General features: G+C 54.5%; 16 protein-coding genes. 10 read left to right on the top strand and 6 right to left on the bottom strand.

Translation table 11 applies throughout. The annotated features are described in order from the left end of the window. Window positions 1-6: 6 nt before the first annotated feature. Window positions 7-453 carry an antitoxin Xre-like helix-turn-helix domain-containing protein gene (locus tag M504_RS18970; RefSeq protein ID WP_047497227.1) on the bottom strand — a complete coding sequence of 149 codons (447 nt, stop codon included), beginning with the start codon at window positions 451-453 and terminating at the stop codon, window positions 7-9. 164 nt (window positions 454-617) lie between these two features. Here M504_RS18970 and M504_RS18965 point away from each other — a divergent pair, with 164 nt between their 5' ends. From M504_RS18965 to M504_RS18925, 9 genes are all read left to right on the top strand, one after another. Further along, window positions 618-2,120, top strand: a complete 1,503-nt coding sequence (locus M504_RS18965) for an MFS transporter (RefSeq protein ID WP_052201058.1) — start codon at window positions 618-620, stop codon at window positions 2,118-2,120. A gap of 188 nt (window positions 2,121-2,308) precedes the next feature. Continuing rightward, a complete protein-coding gene (locus tag M504_RS18960; RefSeq protein ID WP_047497225.1) occupies window positions 2,309-3,040 on the top strand; it encodes a DUF1080 domain-containing protein in 732 nt (243 codons plus the stop codon). Between the two features lie 9 nt (window positions 3,041-3,049). Next, window positions 3,050-4,369 (top strand): Gfo/Idh/MocA family protein, encoded by a 1,320-nt coding sequence (locus tag M504_RS18955; protein ID WP_047497223.1) that lies wholly within the window; start codon window positions 3,050-3,052, stop codon window positions 4,367-4,369. Continuing rightward, complete coding sequence (locus tag M504_RS18950) at window positions 4,362-5,201, top strand: sugar phosphate isomerase/epimerase (protein ID WP_047497221.1); 840 nt, start codon at window positions 4,362-4,364, stop codon at window positions 5,199-5,201. The genes M504_RS18955 and M504_RS18950 overlap by 8 nt, the downstream gene beginning before the upstream one ends. Continuing rightward, on the top strand, window positions 5,201-6,508 hold the full coding sequence (locus M504_RS18945; RefSeq protein ID WP_052201057.1) for an MFS transporter: 1,308 nt from the start codon (window positions 5,201-5,203) through the stop codon (window positions 6,506-6,508). Before M504_RS18950 ends, M504_RS18945 begins: the two co-directional genes overlap by 1 nt. Then, window positions 6,505-7,407 carry a LysR family transcriptional regulator gene (locus tag M504_RS18940; protein WP_047497219.1) on the top strand — a complete coding sequence of 301 codons (903 nt, stop codon included), beginning with the start codon at window positions 6,505-6,507 and terminating at the stop codon, window positions 7,405-7,407. Before M504_RS18945 ends, M504_RS18940 begins: the two co-directional genes overlap by 4 nt. 254 nt (window positions 7,408-7,661) lie before the next feature. Further along, a complete protein-coding gene (locus M504_RS21565; protein WP_198137701.1) occupies window positions 7,662-8,348 on the top strand; it encodes a hypothetical protein in 687 nt (228 codons plus the stop codon). After that, complete coding sequence (gene nqrF, locus M504_RS18930) at window positions 8,345-10,621, top strand: NADH:ubiquinone reductase (Na(+)-transporting) subunit F (protein ID WP_047497217.1); 2,277 nt, start codon at window positions 8,345-8,347, stop codon at window positions 10,619-10,621. The genes M504_RS21565 and nqrF overlap by 4 nt, the downstream gene beginning before the upstream one ends. Before the next feature lie 370 nt (window positions 10,622-10,991). Continuing rightward, entirely contained in the window at window positions 10,992-11,843 is an 852-nt protein-coding gene (locus M504_RS18925) for a sugar transferase (RefSeq protein ID WP_084214546.1), read from the top strand. 132 nt (window positions 11,844-11,975) lie between these two features. Here M504_RS18925 and M504_RS18920 read toward each other — a convergent pair whose 3' ends face one another. Continuing rightward, the gene (locus M504_RS18920) at window positions 11,976-15,446 is read right to left on the bottom strand and encodes a carboxypeptidase-like regulatory domain-containing protein (protein ID WP_198137699.1); all 3,471 of its coding nucleotides are present in this window, start codon (window positions 15,444-15,446) and stop codon (window positions 11,976-11,978) included. A gap of 70 nt (window positions 15,447-15,516) precedes the next feature. Beyond that, window positions 15,517-16,866 carry a polysaccharide pyruvyl transferase family protein gene (locus M504_RS18915; RefSeq protein ID WP_052201055.1) on the bottom strand — a complete coding sequence of 450 codons (1,350 nt, stop codon included), beginning with the start codon at window positions 16,864-16,866 and terminating at the stop codon, window positions 15,517-15,519. A 172-nt stretch (window positions 16,867-17,038) separates the two neighbouring features. Here M504_RS18915 and M504_RS18910 point away from each other — a divergent pair, with 172 nt between their 5' ends. Next, the gene (locus tag M504_RS18910) at window positions 17,039-18,367 is read left to right on the top strand and encodes a hypothetical protein (RefSeq protein WP_047497214.1); all 1,329 of its coding nucleotides are present in this window, start codon (window positions 17,039-17,041) and stop codon (window positions 18,365-18,367) included. Window positions 18,368-18,449: 82 nt separating this feature from the next. Here the strand turns inward: M504_RS18910 and M504_RS18905 are convergent, their stop codons facing one another. The 3 genes from M504_RS18905 to M504_RS18895 are packed head-to-tail and all read right to left on the bottom strand — an operon-like array spanning window position 18,450 to window position 24,069. Continuing rightward, window positions 18,450-21,620, bottom strand: a complete 3,171-nt coding sequence (locus M504_RS18905; RefSeq protein WP_047497212.1) for an efflux RND transporter permease subunit — start codon at window positions 21,618-21,620, stop codon at window positions 18,450-18,452. Between the two features lie 21 nt (window positions 21,621-21,641). Then, window positions 21,642-22,844: an efflux RND transporter periplasmic adaptor subunit gene (locus M504_RS18900; protein WP_232296365.1), complete on the bottom strand. Its 1,203-nt coding sequence runs from the start codon at window positions 22,842-22,844 to the stop codon at window positions 21,642-21,644. Window positions 22,845-22,857: 13 nt separating this feature from the next. Beyond that, window positions 22,858-24,069, bottom strand: a complete 1,212-nt coding sequence (locus M504_RS18895) for a TolC family protein (protein ID WP_232296364.1) — start codon at window positions 24,067-24,069, stop codon at window positions 22,858-22,860. Window positions 24,070-24,360: the final 291 nt, after the last annotated feature.

Genomic DNA, 24,360 nt, shown 5'->3' with positions numbered 1-24,360 from the left:
GCGGCGTCACTGCCCACCTCGCCAGGCATCCAGCATGCGTCGCACTTCAATCATGCCGGGCTGTCCCCGTTGAATCATGTAAGCCAACGGAGTGCGCCCCATGAAGACCGGCCCGCGATTCGCAAGACTAATCCAACGGTCTGCCCAGGGCTTCCCAAAATAGATGTTCAAAGCCTTATAGATGCCGATGAGGAGCGAGATACGTGTGAGGGTGTCCTGGTCGAGCGAGCGTTTGGGGTTCGTCTTCCACGCATGGAATGTTGACGAAGCCACTCCCCCGAGAAGCGAGCGGGACTCCTCTTCGTTCAAATCCCACTTCTTCTTGAGATTCAGAAACGCTTTGATGGCTGCAGAGGAGAGCACTGCGCGCTCGGCAGGATTGCCGAGATCAGCACCAGTCTCGAAGTCGTATCCGGCGATTCTGGGCAGGGCGAGGGGGGAAGCGGTGGCCATGAGCGTATCTCGCTTTCGAGATTAATTATTCTCGGAATCGTGGTCCGCTGCAAGTGGGAAGTGTACTCTGTCAATGACCTGTTGGTTGCCGCGTGCCGAATTGCCCGCAGCATTGGTCTCTACGGCCTCTCAACAACGGTGGCAGCAGCACTGGAATTACATCTATGTCGGATCCCGTCCCAGCTTCATCGAAGACCGCCCGTCTCGTGTTGGTTGCGACCATTCTCGGTTCGAGCATGGCATTTCTCGATGGAACCGTCGTCAATCTCGCGCTTCCAACTCTGCAGGACTTCTTTCGCGCAAATGTTCTGGATGCGCAATGGGTTGTTGAAAGTTATGCCCTTACACTCGCGTCGCTATTGCTTGTGGGGGGCTCGATGGGAGATCGCTATGGCCGCCGAAGGATCTATGTCTATGGCGTGGTCCTGTTTGCACTATCCTCCGTGGCTTGCGGTGTAGCCACCAACATTGGCTGGCTGATTGGCGCGAGAGCGCTACAAGGTGTTGGAGCGGCACTCCTGGTTCCAGGCAGCCTTGCCTTGATTACAGCTACGTTTCCAGAGAACGAACGCGGTCGGGCAATCGGAACTTGGTCGGGATTCTCTGCCATCACGGCGGCTATCGGTCCTGTAGTTGGCGGATGGCTGATCCAACACTTGAGCTGGCGCTGGGTATTTTTTCTGAATATCCCTTTTGCGATCGCGGTCGTTGCTCTCTGCGTGAATATCCCGGAATCGCGTGACCAGAAAGTTGACGGTCATCTTGACTGGTTCGGCGCACTCTTAACGACGTTCGGACTCGGCGCTGTTGTTTACGCCTTGATTGAATGGCCATCGGGAGGACACCGGGCCAGGCTCATTACGCTTGCGGTCGCTGGAGTGTTGGCATTGATTGCGTTTGTCTATGTCGAAGAACGTGCTCACGCGCCGATGCTTCCATTTCGGCTCTTCCGTTCGCGCAATTTTGCCGGCGCCAACCTTCTAACTCTCTTTGTCTATGCACCACTCGGAACGCTCCTCTTTTTCACGCCTCTGGATCTCATCCAGATCCAGCATTACTCGACAACACAGGCAGGTGGAGCGTTCTCGCCCTTCATTGTCACAATGTTGGTGCTTTCGCGCTGGGCGGGGCGTCTTGTGGATCGTTACGGGCCTCGACTCCCACTTACGGTCGGGCCATTCATTACGTGCATCGGTTTCATGCTGTTTGCGTTAGTGCCACAAAATGGATCTTATTGGACATCGTTTTTACCCGCTGTGTTGGTGATGTCGTTGGGGATGGTGATTACCGTCGCTCCACTGACTACGACGGTAATGAATGCTGTCCCGAAATCAAATGCAGGAGTCGCCTCAGGTATCAATAACGCTGTCTCCCGGTTGGCTTCGCTTATCTCCATCGCCGCGTTCGGGGCCCTTGTGGTGGCACTCTTTACTGTCACGCTCGATCGCGAGCTTGCATCGCTCTCATTGCCGGACCACATCCTGGCTCAGATCGAGGCGAATCGTCTGCAGTTGGCTGCCATCCATGTGTCCGACAGTCGCGCGATGCACGCCGTCGCAGTTGCTTTCATTCATGCCTATCGAAGTGTGCTTTGGGTCGGTGCAGCATCCCTTTTCCTTGGTGCTTGCGTTGGTTGGCTGGTGATCGTGCCGGACAAAAATAAGTGAGGTGGCATGCAGTCTCTCACCTGTCACCTAATGGCCCGCGAGCGTTGCCACATTCCCATTGAGAAAAGTAATAGCAGATATCGACATTTTCGACTTTCCTCAATCGCTTCTGCCTGCGTAGAATCCGCCTGCCTTCTGATGCAGGCGTTTTCAGGGACTGAACAAGAGATGATGGGGATTGTGGAACGATGACGCTTCGAACGATTTCATGTGCCTTACTGCTACTTTGCGCGGCGCATACAGCAACTGCTCAGTCAATCAACACGCTGAGTCCTGAGGAAAAGAAGGACGGTTGGACGCTCCTGTTTGACGGCAGGGATTTGTCTCAATGGCGCGGTGCGTATATGGAAAACCTTCCCACCCACGGTTGGGCGATCCACGAGGGAGAGTTACGTGGCGAGTTTACTCAAGGCATGGAAGCGGGCGATGGTGGAGACATTGTCACGCGGAAGACCTATAGAAACTTTGAGATGGTCTTTGACTGGAAACTTGGCAAGGATGGCAACAGTGGCGTGAAGTACTTTGTGGAAGAGCGTCAGCCCAAGCCGGTAGGATCGCAGCCCGGCTATGAATATCAGATCATCGACGATGCCAACTATATCTACATGGGCAAACCGCTGGATGCGAAGAAGAAAACTGCAGCAATCTATGACGTTGTTGCGCCTAACAAGGGTGATACGGCAGTTGGGATGTGGCACAGTTCCAGAATCCGCGTGCGTGGCAATCATATTGAGCACTGGCTGGATGGGAAGAAGGTTATCGATGTGGAACGCACATCCGCTCTCTTCCAGCAGGGTGTGAAAGATAGCAAATTTCACGCCTATCCCAACTTCGGATCCATCTCTACAGGTCACATCCTTCTGCAGGATCACGGGCACAACGTGGCCTTCCGTAACTTGAAACTAAAGCAGCTGCCTTAGGAGAGCGGAATGGATCGTCGAGAGTTTCTCATTCGGTCGGCTGCATGCGCGGCCTCTGCAGCAATTGTTCCTTCACGAGTGCTTGGTGCGAATGCGCCCAGCGGCCGTATCAATGTGGGTTTCATTGGTACGGGCAGGCAGGCGTTTGGCTCCAACTTGCCCCAGATGCTGGCCGTACCGGGCGTACAAGTTGTTACGGTATGTGACACCGACCGCTGGCGAATGGCTGAGGCGCAGAAGTTCGTTAACGAGTTCTACGCCAAACGCGATGGGAAAAGTGGTTACAACGGATGCACTCAGACCGCAGATTTTCGTGATGTTATCCACCACCGCGATATCGATGCGCTGATGATCTCAGTGCCCGACCACTGGCACACAACCATGGGTACGATGGCGGCGAAGGCAAAGAAGCATTTCGCACTGGAAAAGCCACTTAGTCTTAGTGTGAAGCAGGGGCGTGCACTTGCGGATGTCGTGAAGGCTTCTGGTGTTACCGCACGTACCGATAGCGAATTCCGAAGTGTGCGTAAGCAAAACCACGCTGTGGAGCTGATCCGCAATGGACACATCGGTAGGCTGCAACGGGTGGAAATTACATTTCCATCCGATCCAACTCCAGTAGTGGATGCTCCGGATATGTCGGTTCCAGAGGAGCTTGACTACCAGATGTGGCTCGGTCCAGCTCCGGTTGTTCCTTACACAGAAAAGCGGGTGCACGATCGGAAGCAGACGAAGATGCGTCCCAACTGGATGCGCGTCAGCACCTATGCGCAAGGCATGATCAGCAATTGGGGAGCGCACTACTTCGATATGGTGCAGTGGGCCAATCGCTCAGAGAACTCCGGCCCGGTCGAGATCGAAGGGCACGGAGAGTTTCCGAATGCTTTATGGGACACCATGATCAATTTCAAAGTGACGTATCGCTACGAGAACGGCCTTGAGATGACATGTGAGCAAACGCCAACCAGCATCCCGACGATTACCTATCACGGCAGCGAGGCATGGCTGAAGATTGAGAACTATCCCGGTGTAATGACGAGCAGCAAGCCGGAGCTGGTGACGCTGGAACCAGAAAAGGGTGAGGAAGACTTCTCTCATAATCTCTGGGACAAGAACGATTTCATCGCCGCAATCCAGGAGCGGAGGCCCACCATGATTCCAATCGAGACCGGCCATCGCGATATCAGCATTTCGCAGATCGGCCTGATTGCCTGCCAAACGGGAGAGAAATTGCGTTGGGATCCGAAGGCGGAGCTATTCCTGGATAGCAATCGTGCCAACAGTCTTTTAGCTGCACCGATTCCACGCGGGGAGTGGGCAAATGTCTAGAATCAATCGTCGTGACGCTCTGAAGCTGGGCTGCCTCGCGGCAGGCGGCATGCTGACCTCGCAGATGGTCGCGGCTCCAGCAACGCCCACTATACGTCTCGGTGTGTGCAGTTATGGCTTCCGTAAATTTGGACCAGATCAGGTGATTGGTTTCATGCATCAGCTGAAGTGTCCTTCACTGAATGTGAAGGACATTCATCTGCCCATGACACCGCTGGCAGATGTGCCACGGCTTGCAAAAGCGTATCGAGATGCGGGCGTGCAGCTTACCTGCGCAGGAGCCATCTACTTTCGTACCGATAGCGACGAGGATGTGCGCGCGAAGTTTGAGTATCTGAAAGCAGCGGGTGTCAGGCGTTTTGTCGGCGCACCAACGCATGCCGTCCTTCCTCGCGTCGAGCGATTCGTGAAGGAATACGACATTTGCATGGGGTTGCATAATCACGGTCCGCATGACACGGAGTGGCCTTCGCCGTTTGATGTTCAGAAGGCGATCGAGCCGCTCGATCACCGTATTGGATATTGCATTGATGTCGGACATACGTTACGCATTGGTGTCGATCCGGTAGCGGCAATCCGTATGGCCGGAAGCCGTCTCTATGATTTGCATGTTCGCGATCTGGCTGCGGCAAACGAAACTGCAGAAGCGCTCCCGATGGGCGACGGGGTCATGCCTACACGTGAAATATTTCGCGTTCTGGCTGCGATCAACTATCCCTACTACGTTGATCTGGAGTTGGAGACCCACGAAAACGATCCGATGCCAGACACGCTGAAAAGCTTCGCCTACATGCGTAAGTTGATCGCGGAACTTGGATACCGTGAAGGCTGATGGTCACACTGGACCCGCGAGCACAACGAGAGAGTCGTACTGTGATTGAAATCGCGGCTCCCAGGGAGTCACAGAAGAGCCGTTATCGTTGGCTCGTTGTCGCCCTGTTGTTTCTGGCCACCGGCATTAACTATATGGACCGCTCCGCGCTTGGCATCCTGGCGCATACGCTTGATCTTGAGTTCAAGTGGAGCGAAGACAGCTACGGAAACATCGTCATCGGGTTTACGCTTGCCTATGGTGTTGGCTACATCATCGCTGGGCGCATCGTGGACTGGCTCGGCACGCGTATTGGCTATGCTGTGTTCGTGTTCTTGTGGACGCTGGCTGCAATATCCCATGCGTTTGCCAGCAGCGTGATGGGTTTTTTCTTCGCACGCCTTTGTCTTGGCTTTGCAGAGAGTGGCAATTTTCCTGCGGCAATCCGAGCAATCTCCGAATGGTTTGCACCCGAGGAGCGAGCCTTTGCAACGGGCATCTTCAACTCGGGCTCCAACCTCGCTGCACTGGTTGCTCCTGGCTTTATCGCGTTTATATTGGCGCGTTATCATTCCTGGCGAGCTGCGTTTGTTGGTGTCGGTGTACTCGGGTTCGTGTGGTTGATTCTGTGGCTGTTCTTCCCTTATCAACGCTTGCTTTCCGGAGAAGCGAAGCGCCGAGTTCAGCCTGTAGCTACCGGAGCCACACAAGGCACGCGTTGGATTGACTTGTTGCGTCTTCGCGTTATGTGGGCATTTGTTTTCGTCAAGGCCATGACGGATCCGGTTTGGTGGCTATATCTCTTCTGGTTGCCGAAGTTCCTGCAACAGCGGTTCCATCTCTCCGTGGCACAAATTGGTATTCCCCTTGCAATCATCTATTGTGCCTCGTCGCTCGGCGCAGTAGTTGGCGGTTGGAGTGCGGGTTATCTCATTCGACGTGGATGGAAGATATTGAGTGCGCGCAAAGCTGTACTTGCGGTCAGCGCAGCGTGCGCTTTGCTTTTGATGCTGGCAACAAGGCTTGACTCTCTGACAGAGATGATTGCGTTATTCAGCGTCCTTACAGCTGCACACCAAGCGTGGGCCGCCAATTTATTCGCGGCCAATGCGGATTGCTTCCCCGCCGCAACTCTGTCCTCGTCTGTAGGAATTGCAGGTGCTGCAGGAGCATTTGGGGGAGTTGTCTTTCAGAAATTCACTGGCTTGGTGCTTCAGGTGTCGCATGGCGACTATACCCTGGTCTTTCTCGTCGCGGGTGTGGCCTACGCCGCTGCGCTGATCGTGTTCCACATTCTCACCAAAAACGCGATAGAGTATCCCGCGTGACCGATCTACATCATCTCCGAGTATTCCAGGCAGTTGCCGTTACCGGCTCGTTTACTGAAGCGGGACGATCGCTTTTTCTGTCACAATCCACGATTTCGCTGCATGTGAAGCAATTGGAGAGTGAACTCGGATGCGTCTTATTCGTCCGCGGCCCACGCCGAGTTGCCTTGTCGCCCGCAGGCAAAACCTTGCTGGCATACGCTGAGCGCATTCTTGCCGACGTGAAGAATGCTGAACTCGCGGTGCGCGAGTACTCCACAACGCAGCGAGGAACAATTCGCTTTGGAGTTGGTGCATCAACACTGATCTATCTTTTGCCAAAGGTGTTGCGCGACTATCGTGCGAAATATAACCAGATTGAGATTCAGGTGAGTACCGCAACAACGGAGGTGTTGTTGCAAGGGCTACTGGACCAGACGCTTGATCTTGCAATTGTCATGAGCCCCTCCGCTGCACTCGCACAAGTAGAAACGGTTCCGCTTGTACAGGAACGATTGCTTGTTGTCCTTCCCGAGACACATCCACTGAGCACGAAACGGATACTGGTGCCACAAGATCTGGATGGTCTACCGTTGATCTCCCACCTGCCAGGTACTGCAATGCGCACGGTCCAACGAAACTACTTCGAGCAACTGGGAATCACCCCACGCATCGCCATGGAAATGGAGAACATGGAGGCGATCAAGAGTGTTGTGCTTGCGGGGATGGGGATGGCACTACTCCCGGACTGCTCAGTCACTGGTGCTGCGGGGAAGGGACTGTCCGCAAAGCAAGTGAGAGGATTTCCGCTGCATCGCGAACTTCTGATCGCGTGTCTTCGATGGGAGGCGCAGCCACCAGCGACGAGGCGATTGGCACAGCGTATTCAACGCGCATGTTCCGTGAGCACCAACCCCTAGGCCTTTCCATCGTTTTTCTCAATGTCAAATATCGAAATTATCTGGTTTTCTCGATAGCGCTATCTATCTAGGCTAACTACGTGACCCACTCTCGTTACATCTTTCGCGACTCTTCCAATACTGCTGGACCAAGGCTTGCGCTGGCCCAATCGTATTGGGCCTTGCAGAACCGCGAAATCTCGATAGAGGATGCGTTGGCTCGCTCGTGTGAGGAAGGCTTCGAGTATCTCGAAGCGGGACTCCGAGAGGACAGAATGATGCCGCTAAAAGCAATCCTGCGGACACTCCCTCTCAAGTTCATCGCGCAGGGGTGGGCTTCCACGATTGGCGAAGCGATCCCTTTTTTCGAACGTGCTATCGAATTGAACGCGACTGCGATGAATCTTCATCTTGGACATGCCTACCTTCACGATGTCGATAAAGAGCGCCTTGTGGATGAGGCATACGCGTTGGCTGAGAAATATGATCTACCCCTGATGTTAGAAACGCATCGTGGAAGGATCACGCAGGACCTCCATGCGACATGCGCGTTGGTACGACGGCGTCCCGAGACGCGCATCGCGCTGGACGTATCTCACTATCTGGTCGCGGGGGAAGGCGTTGGAGGAGACATAACAAGATTCAACGTGTCGCTTGGGCCTTTGTTCGAGGCAACGGAGCTGATTCATGGGCGCATATCGAACGGCCAACAGATCCAGGTCTCTGTTGCGGATACGCAGTCTGTCGCGCTGACACAGTCTATTTGGGAAAGCGCGATGGAGATATGGCTAGCCAATGCTCCAAGCAACGCCGTGTTTGTGTTTGAGCCGGAACTGGGGCCACCGCCATACGCCTATCTTGTCCGCGGAGTGGAGACATATTCGCGCACGGCGGAAACTGACAGTCTTGTGAGTCTTGCGCGTGAGGCGTGGGATAGAGCAGGGAAGAGTGTGGCAGTATGAGCTCTACGATCTCGTCGCCGAAACTGCATCTCGATTACAGTCTCACGGGCGTGAACTCAAAGCTGGCGATTGAGAAAGGGTTGGCGGAGGCCGATTGGTATCAAAGCCCGGTATCGCGCGAGGCGATGCGACAACTGCTGGAGCGGCGTGACGGCCCTGCAATACGCGACACCCTGCTGTGGTTTGCATTGATCGGTTTTTGTGCGTATCTCACGTGGCGTTTGTGGGGTTCATGGTGGGCCATTCTCCCGTACCTTGCATATGCCGCCTTGTATGGAGGTTCTTCAGACTCACGATGGCATGAATCTGGGCATGGCACGGCGTTCCGCACGGATTGGATGAATACTGTCTTGTATGAAGTGTCATCTTTCATGGTGCTTCGCGAAGCTACGGTATGGCGCTGGAGCCATACGCGTCACCACAGTGACACGATTATTGTTGGCCGCGATCCGGAGATCAGTATTCCGAGGCCCCCTGACCTGGTTGCCATCGTCAAGAAATTTGTCTCACTTGGTGCGTACCCGAAATATGTGGTGTCGATTGTGCGGCACTCATTCGGGATCATGTCCAGCGATGAGAAAACGTTCATCCCGCAATTCGCGTTTTCAACCGTGTACTGGAAAGCCAGGGTTCATCTTGCGGCCTACATCGCGGTGTTGACACTCGCTGTGGTTGAACATTCATTCCTGCCAATTCTCATGGTTGGTCTGGCTAACCTTTTTGGTGCATGGCTGATGGTGATCTACAGCGTCACACAGCACGCTGGACTAGCAGAAAATGTGTTGGATCACCGTTTGAACTGCAGAACGGTATACATGAATCCAATCAATCGCTTTCTGTACTGGAACATGAATTACCACATTGAGCACCACATGTATCCGCTGGTGCCGTTCCACAATCTTCCACGTCTGCATGCGCTCATCAAAGACGATTGCCCTGCGCCCTACCCCAGTCTCTATGCGGCGTGGAAAGAGATTGTCCCGGCAGTGTGGAAGCAGATTGGCGACCCCACATTCCATGTAAAACGTGTGCTGCCGCAAGCGGCCTCGCGCAGTGTACTGGCGGGCGCATGTCCTGAACCTGAGACAACGAGTGACGGATGGGTCATCGCGTGTACGTCCGCGGATGTTCTACCCAATGATGTCGTTCGCTTTGATCACGGTCGAAAGACATTCGCGGTGTGTCGCGATGAATCGGGCGCAGTACATGTTCTTGACGGCATCTGCTCGCATGGGAATGTCCATCTCTCCGGTGGCTTGGTTAAAGGAAACATCCTTGAATGTCCCAAACATAATGGGCGGTTTTATCTTGCAGACGGTTCACCTGCTCGCACACCCGTCTGCCGTGGAGTCGCTACATATGAAGCGGAAGAGCGCGAGGGGTTAGTTCATATCAACCTTCACGCGAATAAAGTCGTTGGAACGCATAATTCCAAGACGTTCCGCCTGCGCGTGGTAAGCAACGACAATGTCGCGACGTTTATCAAGGAGCTTGTCCTTGAGCCCGATGCACCTTGGAGACCAGCAGAATTTTCTCCCGGCGACTATCTGCAAATTGAAATTCCGGGGTATGACGAAGTACGGTTTTCTGACTTCACCATACCGGAGCCTTTTGCGGCCGTCTGGCATGCGCAACACGTGTTTGACCACGTTGTGTCAAACCGTGATGGAGAGTCGCGTTGGAATAACTATTCGATTGCCAGCAATCTTGCGATGGACAAATTCCTACGATTCAACGTGCGCATTGCTACTCCACCTCCCGGGCAGGCGTGCCCTCCAGGAGTCGGATCCAGCTACCTCTTTCACCTCAAGCCAGGCGATCACGTGACGGCGTCAGGGCCGTTCGGAGATTTCCATATCAGGCCGACGTTGCGTGAGATGGTGTACATCGGTGGTGGAGCAGGAATGGCTCCGATTCATGCTCACATCTCGCATCTTCTGGAGACAGAACAATCATCGCGTCGCGTTAGCTTTTGGTACGGCGCGCGATCCGGCCAGGAATTGTTTTACGACGACTATTTCCGGAAGCTCGAAGAGGAACACCCGAACTTCACCTTCCAGCCCGCGCTCTCGGCCTTGATGGAAGGGGAGCAATGGGACGGGCATCGCGGCTTTATCCATGACGTTGTTCGAGAACAGCTTTTGCAGTCTCATGTGAACCCGGCAGCCGCTGAGTATTATCTTTGTGGCCCTCCCATGATGATGAAGGCGACCACACGGATGTTGTCTGAGTTCGGAGTTCCCGCCACGCAGATTACCTTTGACGAATTCTGATTCTCACTCTCGCTGAGAGGTCGGGCCCTTTGGAACCGCTGCGATCGAACCCGTTCGTTCGATGGCGGTAAGCGCTCCGTAGCGGGCTTAGGCATCAGGTAACGGGCTTCGTCTGCTGACAAATCGCCGATGAGTTGAGTCTCCGAAGGCTTGAATTTCCGAAACGATCTTGCGAACTCGCATTCTTCCGTTATCTGGTTAACCCCTTTATCATCAGAAGAATGGAGTGCGGTTGCCTCTAAGGCATGGATTCACGATTGACGTTTCGTACAAAACTGTTCAATATCATCAGGTTCGGGCATAGGCTTTCTTCGTGACACGAAAGTTTTACCTATTTGCCCGTAGGTAACCACCTGTAGAATAAGCACTAATGGCTAGTAGACTTCGGAAGACAATCCCGCGTCCTCGAACGGAGCGCAACTGGTTTACGACCGTCCACCCGCTAAGGGGTTCTATGCTTCAACGCAGTGCATCGCTTAAGAACACAACTTATTCAAATATGCGTGAACTGGCTCTCGGTCCCGATAACCACTCGACTGAGTCCTTTGAGTATGACCATGTAGTCCCGTTAAACCTCATTCGTTCTGCGAACGTCAAAACTTCCTCTTTTGCATACAGAGTTGTGAAGCGGGCTTTCGACATTTGCGGTTGTCTCCTGCTCATGCCGGTAGTCCTGCCTGTCTTTCTGGCAGTAGCTCTCTTAGTTCGACTGAGCTCCCCCGGACCGTTGTTTTATCGCGAAGTCAGGCGCGGGAGAAACGGGCGCGAGTTTACAATTTTCAAATTTCGCTCGATGCATACCAAGGAACATCTTCGCGAGGTGCTTCTTTATAACGAATGCGAGATGGCGCAAATGAAGCGCCGACAGGAAGAGAAGCACACTGGGGATCCACGCGTAACACCTGTAGGTCGGTATCTTCGTAAGTTCAGCCTCGATGAATTGCCGCAACTGATTAATGTGCTGCGTGGAGAGATGTCACTTGTGGGCCCCCGCCCGGTGGTATCGGCTGAACTTGAGCGCTATGGTGTCAACGCTCATTTTTACAAGCTGCTGGTTCCTGGAATCACCGGTCTGTGGCAAGTTTCAGGGCGAAATGACGTGAGCTATGACCAGCGAGTACAGTTCGATGTCCAGTACTGCAGCGAGTGGAGCGCATGGCTCGACATATCGATCGTTCTTCGTACAATCCCGGCTGTCCTCAAAGGTAAGGGCGCTTACTAAATCTAGAGTCGAATTGGCCGGTGATGATGGCTGTGATATCACAGAATTCAAGGTGCAGCTCGCGGTGCAGTTGATCGCAAGAAAAATGTGAGGGGGCGGCTATCAAAGCCGCCCCTTTGCTTTCGGAAGAATTTAGAAAAGTATCTTTGCCCCCAGTTGCACAATGCGTGCGGACAACGCAGAAGTGATGGTGCCAAAGGTCGCGCTGGTGTTGGCGCCCCCTTCCGCCGTTGGATTGTTTGGATCAGCTGGTGCACCGGCTACAAACGTGGTGTTTGGCTGGCCAAGCTGTGTGTGATTCAGAGCGTTATAGGCTTCAATGCGAAACTCAAGACGCGCGCCGTGTGTGATGGGCGTCGTTTTGAAGATGGACATGTCAAAGTTTGTCTGCGAAGGCCCACGCGCGTGTGAATAGGCACGCGACATATTGCCGAAGCTGTAGTCTGCCGGATTGACGAATGCCGCTGTGTTGAACCACTTGGCGATGGTGGGATGATCCAGCTTCACCTTTGCACCAGGGAGCAGATTGGGACGCGTTGCAATGCCCTGATTGTTTGCTCCAGAGATCACCAGCGGTCGTCCACCTTCAAAGGTAAAGATGGTGTTGAATTGCCATCCGCCCACAAAATAATTGAGCGGTCCACCGCCGGAAAGAAACTTCCGTCCTTTGCCGAAGGGCAGGTCGTACAAGCCTGAGATTGTTCCGCGATGCGTAACGTCTTGCACGTCCACGCTGTAGTCGCCGGATGGGTCTCGCCAGTTCTGTGGACCGTTCACGGAATTGGTTCCTGCTCCCGGTGAGTTCAACAGCAGATCGAAGATAGGGACGTCCAGGAGTTTGCCGTAGGTATAAGAACCGATGATCTGCAGACCGTTTGTGGCACGGCGCGTTGCGGTGAGATATAGAAAGTTGCCATTGTAGGACTGTGTGCGTGCATAGCTCTGATAAACGCCACTGTAATACGGGAATGGCTTGAGCAGGTTTGCCCGCGTGATGGTGGATGCGCCGAGCGCTCCCGGCACCATGCCAGCATATGGATTCGTTACGCTGGTGTTCAGGTAGCTCGTCCCCAGGCTGAAATACTTCGGATCAAGCGTGTTCTGGTTAATGGTGTAACTGTATGGAAAGTGCCGTCCCGCATTGCCCAGGTAGGTCGCTTCGAGAACGGTGTCAAATGGAAGCTCACGCGATACGGAAAGCGTGTACTGCTGCGACGAGGGGTCTTTTGCAGTGGGCTGCACCACGTACACTGCATTGCCCAGGAACGCTGTCTGGCCACCGGCCGCACCGAGCACCTGGTTTGGTGCGTAGGGTAGACCACCAGAAAGCTGGAACGCAGGCCCCGTCTTCGTCGCGGCGCTGTACGAAGTGGCCTGGCTGGCGAATCCATTGATGTTACCTGCTGCTTCTGTGTAGTCCAGACCCGCATTCGGCGTGTAGTAGATGGCAGCACCACCCCGCAGCACTGTCTTGTTATCGTTCGTCAGCAGCAGCACGAAGCCAAGACGCGGTCCCCAGTCGTTGAAGTTTTCATTCGCGAAATTCGTGCCGTAACCGTGGCCCGCATATTCCACCAATCCCATAAGCGCAGAGTTGGAACCATTTGGCTTAGTGATGTCCACATTGCTCAGGCCGTTCTTTTTTTCCTTTGCCTGCGGTCCAAAGTCATAACGAAGACCAGCGTTGATGGTGAGTCTGCGGCCTGCTTTCCAATCGTCCTGCACATAGCCCGCATAGTTGATCTTGCGCATCGCAATACCCGCGGCTGAATTGTCTGAAGCTGTGGATACAGCGCCCGCAAGAAAGCTGGCGAAGGCACTGCCGGTGCCAGTGGTTGTTGTGGTGTTATTGCCTGCAGCGGTTTGCGTGGCGGTGAATGTGAATGAATCCCCACCGTTCAACTGATAGTTGAATGCCTCTGTCCAGCGGAAGCTCACGCCCAGATGGAACACGTGGTTTCCGCGAATCAACGTAACGTCATCCACTAAATCCAGTCCCGTATTCGTTCGGAATCCGTACGTGGTGTTGAATGTTGCCAGGCCATTGCTCATCACAGGCCCAATCAGTGGGGTGGGGTCTGGCAAGCCAATCTTGCCTGAGATGTTCTGTCCCGCCGTTGCAGATTGGAAAGGAAATCCATTGCGGATAATGCCGATCCGCGCTTCATTGATCAGATTCGAAGAAAACACATGTGTTTCTGTCAGCAACGCATTCTGTGTTTGCGATTCGTCATTGCGATTGAAGTAAGAGCTGTAGCCCCCGGGATTATTGCCAGTGTTGTCATACAGGGCATAGCGAGCGACCATATTGTCTTTGTCGCTTATCTGGTAGTCCAGACGACCCAGGATCAGTTTTTCGGTGCTCACACCGCGCGGCCTGTTGATGTAGTTGTTCGCGTGCGTGCAGGAGTCGTAGGTGCCGCTTGTATTGTTTGCCTGCGGGTAAAACATTTTGGAGAACGCAACGGCAACAGGATCAAGGTTAGTGACTTTGTTACCGGGGTACTGTCTGCGCGACCCTGTCGTGGTTGCCGTGTTCGGATCGTAAATCGGCACCGTGGTGCATGCGCTGCTGGAGTTACGCACTCCCAAATCGCTGAAGTCGCCGTTGTATTCCTGCGCTGTCGGTACTGATGTGTACGCAGGTGTTTCGCTTATGTAGTGGTAGGCTTCCAGGTTTGTGAAGAAGAACAGTTTTTGTTTGATGATAGGTCCGCCTACGGTACCGCCGTAGTTGTTGAACCGTACCTTAGGCTTGCCGAAGGGGGAACGGGGGAATGCAACGTTTGCATCGAGTGCATCGTTGCGGAAGAACTCATACAGGCTGCCGTGAAACTGGTTACCACCGGAGCGTGTCACTACGTTGATCACACCGCCGGACGTGTAGCCAAACTGGGCGGGAATCACGCCAGCCATAATGCGGAATTCCTGAATCGCGTCAGACTTCACATTCACGCCAATCTCGCTGGTGTGTGAGTTGACGTTGTTAATGCCATCCAACAGGTTGCTGTTCTGCCCCGTGACTCCGCCAGAAATGCGAATAGCTGAGACTGACGTTCCACGATTTGCAAAGCCTTCGCTCACTGCGCCCAAATTAGAGACGACGCCGGGCACCAGCGTGGCCAATGCTAGAGCGCTGCGTCCGTTCACTGGTAACTGTTGTGACGCACGGCTGTCGATCGTATTGCCGATCGTTGCATCTGTCGTATTCAGAGCAGGTGGCAATGCGGAGACGGTGACGGTTTCAGTGGTTGCTCCAACCGTCAAAGCTGCATCCTGCGTGACATGTGCTGCAGCATCCAGAACAATATCGCTGCTTATGAGTGTGGAGAAGCCATCCTTGGAAACTTCCACCTTGTAGTGCCCTGCCTCCAGAGGGCTAGAGGTGTAAGACCCGTTATCGCTTGTGATTATGTCCTGTCCAATGCCATTGCTCTGGTTGGTGATGTGAACCTTTGCCCCTGCAATGCGTGATCCGGCAGAATCGGTGACGGTGCCAGCGATGGTCCCGCGTACCAACTGTGCGTCTGCGGCATACGGCATACTTACGGCGGCTAACGCCAGAAGCGACATAGCGGTCTTATGCGACCTGAAAGTGTTCATTGCGTCTGTTCTCCTTTTGCCCATGTCTGTGGGCCAAATATGTATCGCGTCGTGCGTCCTCTTACGGGCGCTACGACTGCTTCGGTGTGCCGGCATCCATCGCAGTCAGTGCAGTCTGCAGCGCCTTACCCATGACCGCTTGCTTTGCATGCACGGTGTCCAACACGGAGAGTGCTTTGCGGCGGGCTGCTACGGGATTCGCAAGGATGCCCTGCAACACGCGCCACAGCTCGTCAGCGCTTGTCTTGTCCGCTTCGAACTGCCATGCTCCCGCACCAAGATCGGGATACATCTGCCCCTTACATGTGTCTGTTGGCTGCCGGATGTAGAACGCCGGTGTGCCCTGAACCAACGCGATGATGGGTGAGTGGCATTCAAATCCAACGACGGCTGATGCCTGCGCATAGATAGCAGCGGCCTCGTCCGGCATCCAGAACGTGTCCCGAAATACCAACTTGTCTTTTAGCTCTGCTGGAAACCGGTCAACTAGATATTCCTTGCCCAAGGCAATCTGATAGGTCATCTCCGCGCATACCAGCACCTTGTTTCCGGTGGCCCGAACGTAACGAACGATGACATCCAGCAACATCTCCATGTCGTGCTGAACATGCTCAGAATTGATCTTTGCTCTTACTTCGTTGGGTGCCTGTCCTGTTTTGGGGTTGATGGTGTAACGGAGCCGTGGGATGGCGCATATGAACTTATGTGGCTGCAGTCCATTTGCCTTCATATATGCGTCGCCACGGGCGGTATCTTTCAATGTCATGCCGAACTGCGTGTCCGGGCCCATCTCCAGTAGGGGCGGATGGACTCCCTGCGCTCTCAGGTATCCGAGCGAGATGGTGTCGCGTGTGAACATGAACTTGCTCTGTTCAATCACCTGGCGGAAGTCCTGGGCGATAGACCCAGGTGGATAGGAGAGGCTGGCGGCGCGTGACTCGGACAATGTGCCGCCCTCAAGCCATGGCCCGGGAACACCCTGTGGGCTTGGGTCCGTGCTCACCGGAAACACGCCATATGGCTTGCCGGTGCCCCTGCTCCAGGCCTGTACGTCACGCCACGCCGGGAAACCTGATCCTGAACTGTGCAGCAGGAATCCAGACTCCTGCCACGCTGCCGCTAGTTCAGGAGTATCTGGCTTACCGTCGTGGACGGAGCCTTCAACGATGCGCAGGGAAGGAAAGTTACGCCTCAAGAAATCGCCCGCTCCAAGGTCCAGACCTCCCCGACTCGGCCACAGAATGATGGGCCGTCCCGGACAGTAACGTTGCACGATCTCAATGGCGCCCGGCGTGTGGCCAATGTCGCCTATGTTTACCGCCTGCCATCCGCTGCGCAGCAGTAAAGGGCGCATTGTGGAGGCTTGCGCCATCAAGTTTGCAGCACGCATGGCCACGGCAGCAGCAGCGGCAGTTTTCAAGAATTTTCTTCGTTGCATCCGGGGTCGGTCCTCGTTGGTTCCACTCTTGGTGGGTGGAATGAGAGACAGTCTTCCGGTGTGTCGCTTGCATGAACAAGACAATTAACCGTATAAAGTTGTCCATTCACGTGAACGATTTGCGTAGGGCGTGGAAAATCGGCGGTTTTTAAAGATGCAGACGGAAGCTATCGACGTCGAGGAGGAAGCGGCACGCCGTCTGGCAGACGATGCCCGGTGGCAACTGGTGCAACGCATCGTGCGCAGCCGCACCATGCGGCGTGCCACGCATCTGCAAAAAATCCTTCTCTTCGTCACAGAAACCAGTCTGCTGGACCCTGATTCTGTCATCCGCGAGCAGGATATTGCGCAGCGAGTGTTGGGCCGCAAAGATGACTTTGATCCCGCGTACGACACTATCGTCCGTGTGCAGATGGGGCATCTTCGGCAAAAGCTGCAGAGCTACTTTGAGGGGGAGGGTGCCTCCGAACCTCTACGGCTGACCCTGCCGCGCGGCAGTTACCGGACGGTTTTTGAAGAAGCCGCCACAGCCGAAGAAGAGCTTCTACCTTCTTTGGTCACACCACCCCTTGCGGAATCGGTACTTGCCGAAGCGCCTTCAGCGACTCCTGAACGCCGTCGTGTTTCATGGCGTTGGGGTACCGTTATCGCACTTGTGTTGTGTGTCGTTGCTACGTCTTTATTCTGGTTGCGATCACGACGAACTATGGCGGCTGCGGACTCCTCGATTGTGGTCAGGATGTTTCCGTATCTTGCCAAGGGAGGCAAAGTATCGGTCGTCCTGCCTGATACGTCGCTCTTGCTGATTCAAAAAACGTTCTACACAGAAATTCCAGTGGAGACCTACACCCAAAGCACGAGCCGTGACGACCTGGCATTGCAAGCCGGGGATGATCAGTTCCGTCAGCTTCTTACGCTTCTGGGGCGTGTCCGCACCACCACACTTGATGAGGCGTCGGTCGGTAGCGACTTTCTGCAAGCATTGACCCGCGCTGGTTTGCAGGGAGAACTGCGTTATGCTCGCGACCTCCACATCCGCGACTTTGGGCAGGGAAGCTACATCCTTATCGGTAATCAGCGCAGCGATCCATGGGTCTCACTCTTCGCCGCCAGGAGCAACTTTCAATACACAGGTAGGCCCGCCGGGAAAAACTATGCATTCCACAACGTAAATCCGGCGAAGGGTGAACTGACGGACTATGCACCGGTGGAAGGAGAGGTCGAGAGCACCAACTATGCGGACGTGACGCTGACCCCAAACTTCACTGATAGTGGTTATGTACTTACTATCGTTGGTTCTGACGTCCCGGCGAATGAGGCAGCGGCACGTTTTCTAATGGGGGACGAACTGCCTCAGGAATTGCAGGTCATCGTGAAGAAACAAAACCTTCGTAGCTTTGAACTGCTGCTCCGTGGCCACCATCTCCACGGTGAATCCAACGACAAGTTGGCAATTGTTGCATACCGCGTTACCAATCGCTGAAGGGCGAGTTGAACGATCTCTTTGGACGACAGAGCTGCACTGGCTTCCGCTTCTATACGGAAGCCAGTTGCTTGTTGACGGCCTATGCGTGTTTTGCTGAGTCCGCGCGTCCATAGGCCAGATAAAAACCAGCAGGCACCAGGAAAATCGTTAGCAATACGGAGAGTGTCAATCCTCCGATGAGCGCCTGAGCGAGCGGTGCATAGGATTCGCTGCCTTCGCCCAGCTTCAGCGCCATGGGTAGAAGTCCAATAAGCGTGGCGAGAGACGTCATCAGAATGGGACGAAGACGCACCCGGCAGGAGAGCGTGATGGCTTTTTTGACTTGCATCCCCTGCGAACGTAAGTGATGTGCAAATTCCACGATCAGAATGCTGTTCGAGAGTGCGATACCAGCAAGCATAACGACGCCCATCAACGACATGACATTCAGCGTGGTACCCCAGAGCAGCAGAGCCAGAATGACACCCGTGATTCCCGGAGGCAATGCTAGCAGGATGATGAAGGGATCAAGGAACGACCGGAACTGCGCAACGAGAATCAGATAGAGCAGAATAACAGAAAGCGTTAGACCGATGGCAAAGCTGCGGAAGGACGCATTCATCGATGTCACGCTACCTGCAAGCGTCACGTTAATTCCGCGAGGAGGATTCGCCTCGTCAACGATCTTCTGAATTGCGGCCGTGATCTTCCCAAGGTCTTCTTCTTGCGGGCGTACATAGATGTCCAGATTGCGACGAATCTGTGTGTGATCCATCTCTGTGGGAGCGTTGAACTGCTCAATTTTGGCGACCATATCAAGGCGCGTGGGTTGAGTGATGTTGGTGCCATGTAGAGGAATGGCTTTCAGATCTTCCAGCGATTTGATCTGGCCTTCCTTGTACATGACGGTTAGGAAGTAGTTGTTGCCGCTGTTGGGATCAATCCAGATAGAGGGTGCGATCATCTGGTTCGACGTGAGCGCAGTAATGATGTTGGAGACAACCTCCTTCTCCGTCAGGCCAAGCTGGCTGGCTCGTGTGCGATCCACAGAGATACGGAGTGAGGGATAGTCGATGTCCTGCGGGATATATACGTCGGCAACGCCGTGCACCCGACGAATCTGTGATGCGAGTTTCTGCGCGACTCCAAAATCTGCGGTTACATCGTTACCGGTAATGCGGACGTCGATGGGCGCAGGAGATCCCATATTCAGCACACCATCCACCAGGCTTCCCGAAGAATAGAACGTCTGAACTTCGGGGATTTCCTTGGCAACGGCTGCCTTCACTTCGTCGATATAGCGGAAGCTGCTGACTTTGTGGCTGTCAGCAAGAGCGACTTGCGTGAAGCCCGTATGCATGGCCGCGTTGGGAGAGAAGAGAGCAGAAAAGCCAGGGTCGACACCTATGTTGGTGACGACCATACCGAGATCATGTTTCGACACAATACGTCGAACGATTGCCTCGATTCGCGCCGCTTCTTCTTCAGTCGCTTCCAGTTTCGTGCCGGAAGGTGCCTTAAAGCTAATGACGAACTGGCCTGCATCCGTGCGCGGGAAGAATGAGAGTCCCATGAGCGGGAAGAGGCAGAGAGATACAACCAGCAAGAGGCCGGCAGCTCCCATGATTTGCCATGGACGTTGCAGAACACGTTCGACAAGCCGATCATATCCATGCAAAAGGGAATCGAATCCACGCGCAAAAGCAGCATTGAAGCGTGCCCACAGACCGTGATGCGTGCTCTTTTCATCGGGGGTAATTTCCGCTTCGAACTCTGATGATTCGTGAACAACCTCACCATGCGGGCTCTTGATGAAGCGTGCACAAAAGAGAGGAACCACGGTCAACGCTACGAAATAGGAAGCAAAAAGTGAGATGACAACTGCAAGAGCCAGCGCAGAGAAGAGAAACCTGCTGACACCGTACAGCATGGTGACAGGGAAGAAGACGACGACCGTGGTGAGCGTTCCGGCTAGCACGGGAAGAGCAACTTCCTTGCCGCCATTCTCCGCAGCAACTTCAGGTAATTCACCTTCTTCAAGATGGCGGAAGATATTTTCCAGAACGACAACAGAGTTATCAATCAGCCGTGAGAGAGCAAGCGCAAGGCCGCCAAGCACCATGCTATTGATGGAGCTTCCAGTCATCTTCAACACAAAGAAGGTTGTCAGCAATGACAGTGGAATTGAGAAGAAGACGGCGATGGTTGCCCGAAGACTTCCAAGAAAGATGAGAATCATCAAGCAGGTAAGGAACAGTCCGACCCCGCCTTCGTGAACCAGCGTTTCGATCGCCGTTTTCACAAAGCGAGACTGATCAAACTCAACATCTGTCTTCAGAGAAGCAGGAACATCGACGAGCTTCTTCAGCGTGTCGTTCACGCCGTTGACGATGGCAATCGTGTTGGAGTCGCCACCTTGCTTGAAGATGGGAAGATAGACGCCGCGCTGCCCATTTACGCGAACGATGTTGTATTGCAAGCCGAAGGAATCCTGTGGCGTTGCCACATCGCCTACGCGAACAGGTGCTTGCCCCACCATCTTCAGCGGAACCTGGGCGATGTCTGATGCGCCCTTCAGCATGGAGTTGGTGTAGATGTTGTAGTCGTAGCGTCCGATTTGTACATCGCCAGCGGGGAGAATGACGTTGGATTCGTTAACAGACCGAACTACATCCATTGGGCTGAGCTGATTTGCTTCCAATTTGTATGGATCGGCATACAGCATGATCTGCCGCCAACGTCCGCCAAATGGCTGCGTAACAGACGCGCCGGCAACGCTCGCCAACTGGTTACGGACAAAGTTCTGTCCGACGTCTTTGAGCTTGCTCTCATTCAGTCCGGAGCCGCTGAGCGTAACCAACGCAACAGGTGTGCTGGCGGCATCCTGCTTTAACACGATAGGGGGATATGTGCCCGGAGGCATGTCACGAAGATCGCTGCTGGCAAGTGAGGAGATGCTGGCTGCGTCAGCGTCGGGATCTGTGCCTGCACGGAAGTACACCTTAATGAGAGACACGCCGGGAAGGGAACGCGACTCCATGTGGTCGATGCCTGAAGCAAGTGTGAACTGACGTTCAAGGTGATAGGTAATGTTCGCTTCAATCTGCTGCGGTGGCATGCCGGAATAAAAGGTAGCCACAGCCACTACTGGCAGATTGACAGCTGGAAACATGTCCACAGGCATGTCGCCAATGCTGACGGCGCCAAGGATCATCATCACAAGACACAGCACTACGATGAGGTACGGATTGCGAATGGAAAAGGATGACATCGGCTTTCGTTCGCCTCTCTTTTAGCTGCCCTTGGTTTCGTAAGCAGCGGGCTGTGCGTCCACGCGCTGACCATCGGAAATGCCTGTGTGCCGTCCTACGATGACTTTGTCGCCTTTATCGAGTCCGGAAAGGATCTCCACACGATTGGCCGTCTGCAATCCAACTTGAACCACGACGAGATGCACGATACCGTCGCGAACAACGTAAGCCTGTTGCACGCTGGTTCCTAATCCATCCACCGCATCCAGTGGCACACTTAATGCAGCCGGACGGTTTGCCAGATGAAGATGAACCTCTGCATACATGCCTGGAACTAAGGAACCATCGGCGTTGGGTACATCCACTTCGGTATCCATGGTTCGTGTGGCTGTCTGTACCGAGTCCGCGTAGCGAGTGACTTTCCCTTGCAACTTGCGGCCCGTGCTTGTGACTTCGACGTCTACCGTCTGCCCGTTCCGAATCTCTGAAACGGCATTGACAGGAACGGGAAGAACGAGCCGCAGCAGATTGTTTTGTGCAAGCCGAACAACAGGCATGGCCTGCGTCTGTGAAGAGATACCGGCCTGAATCATGGAGCCAGTATTGGCGTAGCGCTTGGTAACAACTCCCGCGAAGGGGGCACGAATGGTCGCGTATTGCAGCATGGCTTGCGCTCGCGAATATTCTGAGTGCGCTTGTGCCTTGCTTTGTTCTGCTGCTTTCAAGCTGGAGTTTGCGCTGGCAAGTTGCGCCGCGGCCTCAAGCTGTTTCGCCTGCGCTACGTCGATCTCCTGCCTCGGTACCAAGCCTTGGTCGCGCTTGGCAACATCACTGATGCGTTTGAAGGACAACGTTGCGAGATTTGAGTTTGCCTCCGCGCGTTGCACCGCTGCTTGCGCAGTGATGATGTTTGCGTCGGCTGCAGATACACCTGCCTTTGCCTTAGCAACGTCATCCTGAATTTCAGGCACTTCCAGCGTGGCAAGGACGGCGTTCTGCGCAACATGGCTTCCTATATCAACGTTGATCGCTCTTACGTAACCCGCGATCTTGGCCATCACATCCACTTCCTGAAACGGGCGAAACTCTGCGGAGAGGACGAGGTTGTTTTCCAGGCTGGCGGGAGCAGCGATGGCCACCGGAACTGTTGGCGTTACTGCTGCCGGTGCAGGTGCCGATTTACAACCCTGCACTGTTGCGAGCGTGGTTAAGGCAGCCACAATCAAGCCAGTTTTGTTTCTCACGATAGTCGCCCTCTTAGTTCAGGAGTCCCGCTGCGAAATCAAGTTCGGCATGCCGCGACAGATAGGTATAGGTCGCATCGGCGGCACTGATTTCAGCGGAAGTCTCATTCAGTTGTGCTTCGTTCAACTCGACGATGCTGCCCAGTCCCGCGTCATATCGGTCCTGCGCCAGCCGCAATGCTTCCTTGCTCTGCTGAACAAGGCGGGCTGTTACATCGAGGCTGCGATAGGCTTCGTCGGCGCGATACCACGCATCCTGCACCTGTTCATTCACCTGTAGTCGCAATGCCTCTGCATCACGAGCACGAGCGGTGGCTTCTAGTTGAGCTTCGGCATGTCGAGCTGCGAAGAGACCACCATTGAAGACAGGAATATTGAGGTTGAAGCCAGCTGCAGCATAACTGTCATGCAATGTGTGGTCGTGATAGGGAACTTGTCCTGCGGCTCCCAGGACATTCAGAGTTGGATAGCTGAGCCGCTTTTCTGATTGCGCGAATTGCTCCGCCGCGAGCTGCTCCGCGTGTGCCGCGCTCAGATCTGCGCGTTGTGCTGTGGCCTGTTGCAGCAAGTCTTCTGGTGCTCCGGGGAGAGCATCTGGAGCAGTTGGTTCGCTTAGCGAAGCACTAACTGTCTGAGGTTCTCCCATGGCAGTCGCCAGGCGGGAACGTTCTTGAGAAACCGTGCTTTGGGCACGAACTACAGCCAGTTCTGCTTCGCTCTCCAATACCTTCGCAAAGTTCACGTCCAGTGTGGAACGAAGTTCACTCTGTGCGAGTGCTTCTAGTTGCCGAGAGATAAGGTGCCGGTTCTGCTGTGCGGCCTGAGCGGCTCGAAGCACAGCCTCCGCACCGAGCACGCCATAGTAAGCCTCGCGAACGTTGAGTCGGACCTGTGCACGCGTCAAGGTTGCCAGGTCACCCTGCGCCGCAGATTGATAGCGCGTCGAACGGACCAATGCGCTCGTCCGGCCAAAATCGGTGACGAGTTGAGAAAGACTTCCGCCGTATGCAAAGCGGTCTGATACCGCGGACGTGGTGATATTGCCAACCGCAATGGAACTCCCAGTGTCTGCAACCAGTGCTCCGGTCGCACTGAAAGCAACCGTAGGCAGAAGCCCGGAGTGGGCCTCACGGATGCGCTGCGAGGCAGCCCGTGCGCGGAGTTGCGCGGCAAGCAGGCGAGGCTGATTGGCTACCGCGATGCTTTCTGCCTTCGCGAGGCTCAACGTGCTCTGTGAGGAGGGCGTAGCTGTAGTTTGTGCCCATATGGGGATTGGCAGAAAAATGAGGCAACTCGTTGCGAGTAAATTTCGGAAGGACATCTGTCGTTACCAGCCTCCGCGAGATGCAAATAGGACGGCGACCACTCCGGGCGGGTGGAGAACCAAAGTCGTGGAGATTTGGCGCATGGACGCGTACGCTCCGGAGCAGATGTGCTCAACCGGAGTGGACCACTATCTACCCTTACAAAGCCTGACAACTTTCTGACATTTCAAAATGGCACTTGTGTCCCTGTT

It is taken from the genome of Terriglobus sp. TAA 43, from assembly GCF_000800015.1.
In the GTDB taxonomy this organism is placed as follows: Bacteria; Acidobacteriota; Terriglobia; order Terriglobales; family Acidobacteriaceae; genus Terriglobus.
This window is presented reverse-complemented; position numbering and strand designations above follow the sequence as displayed.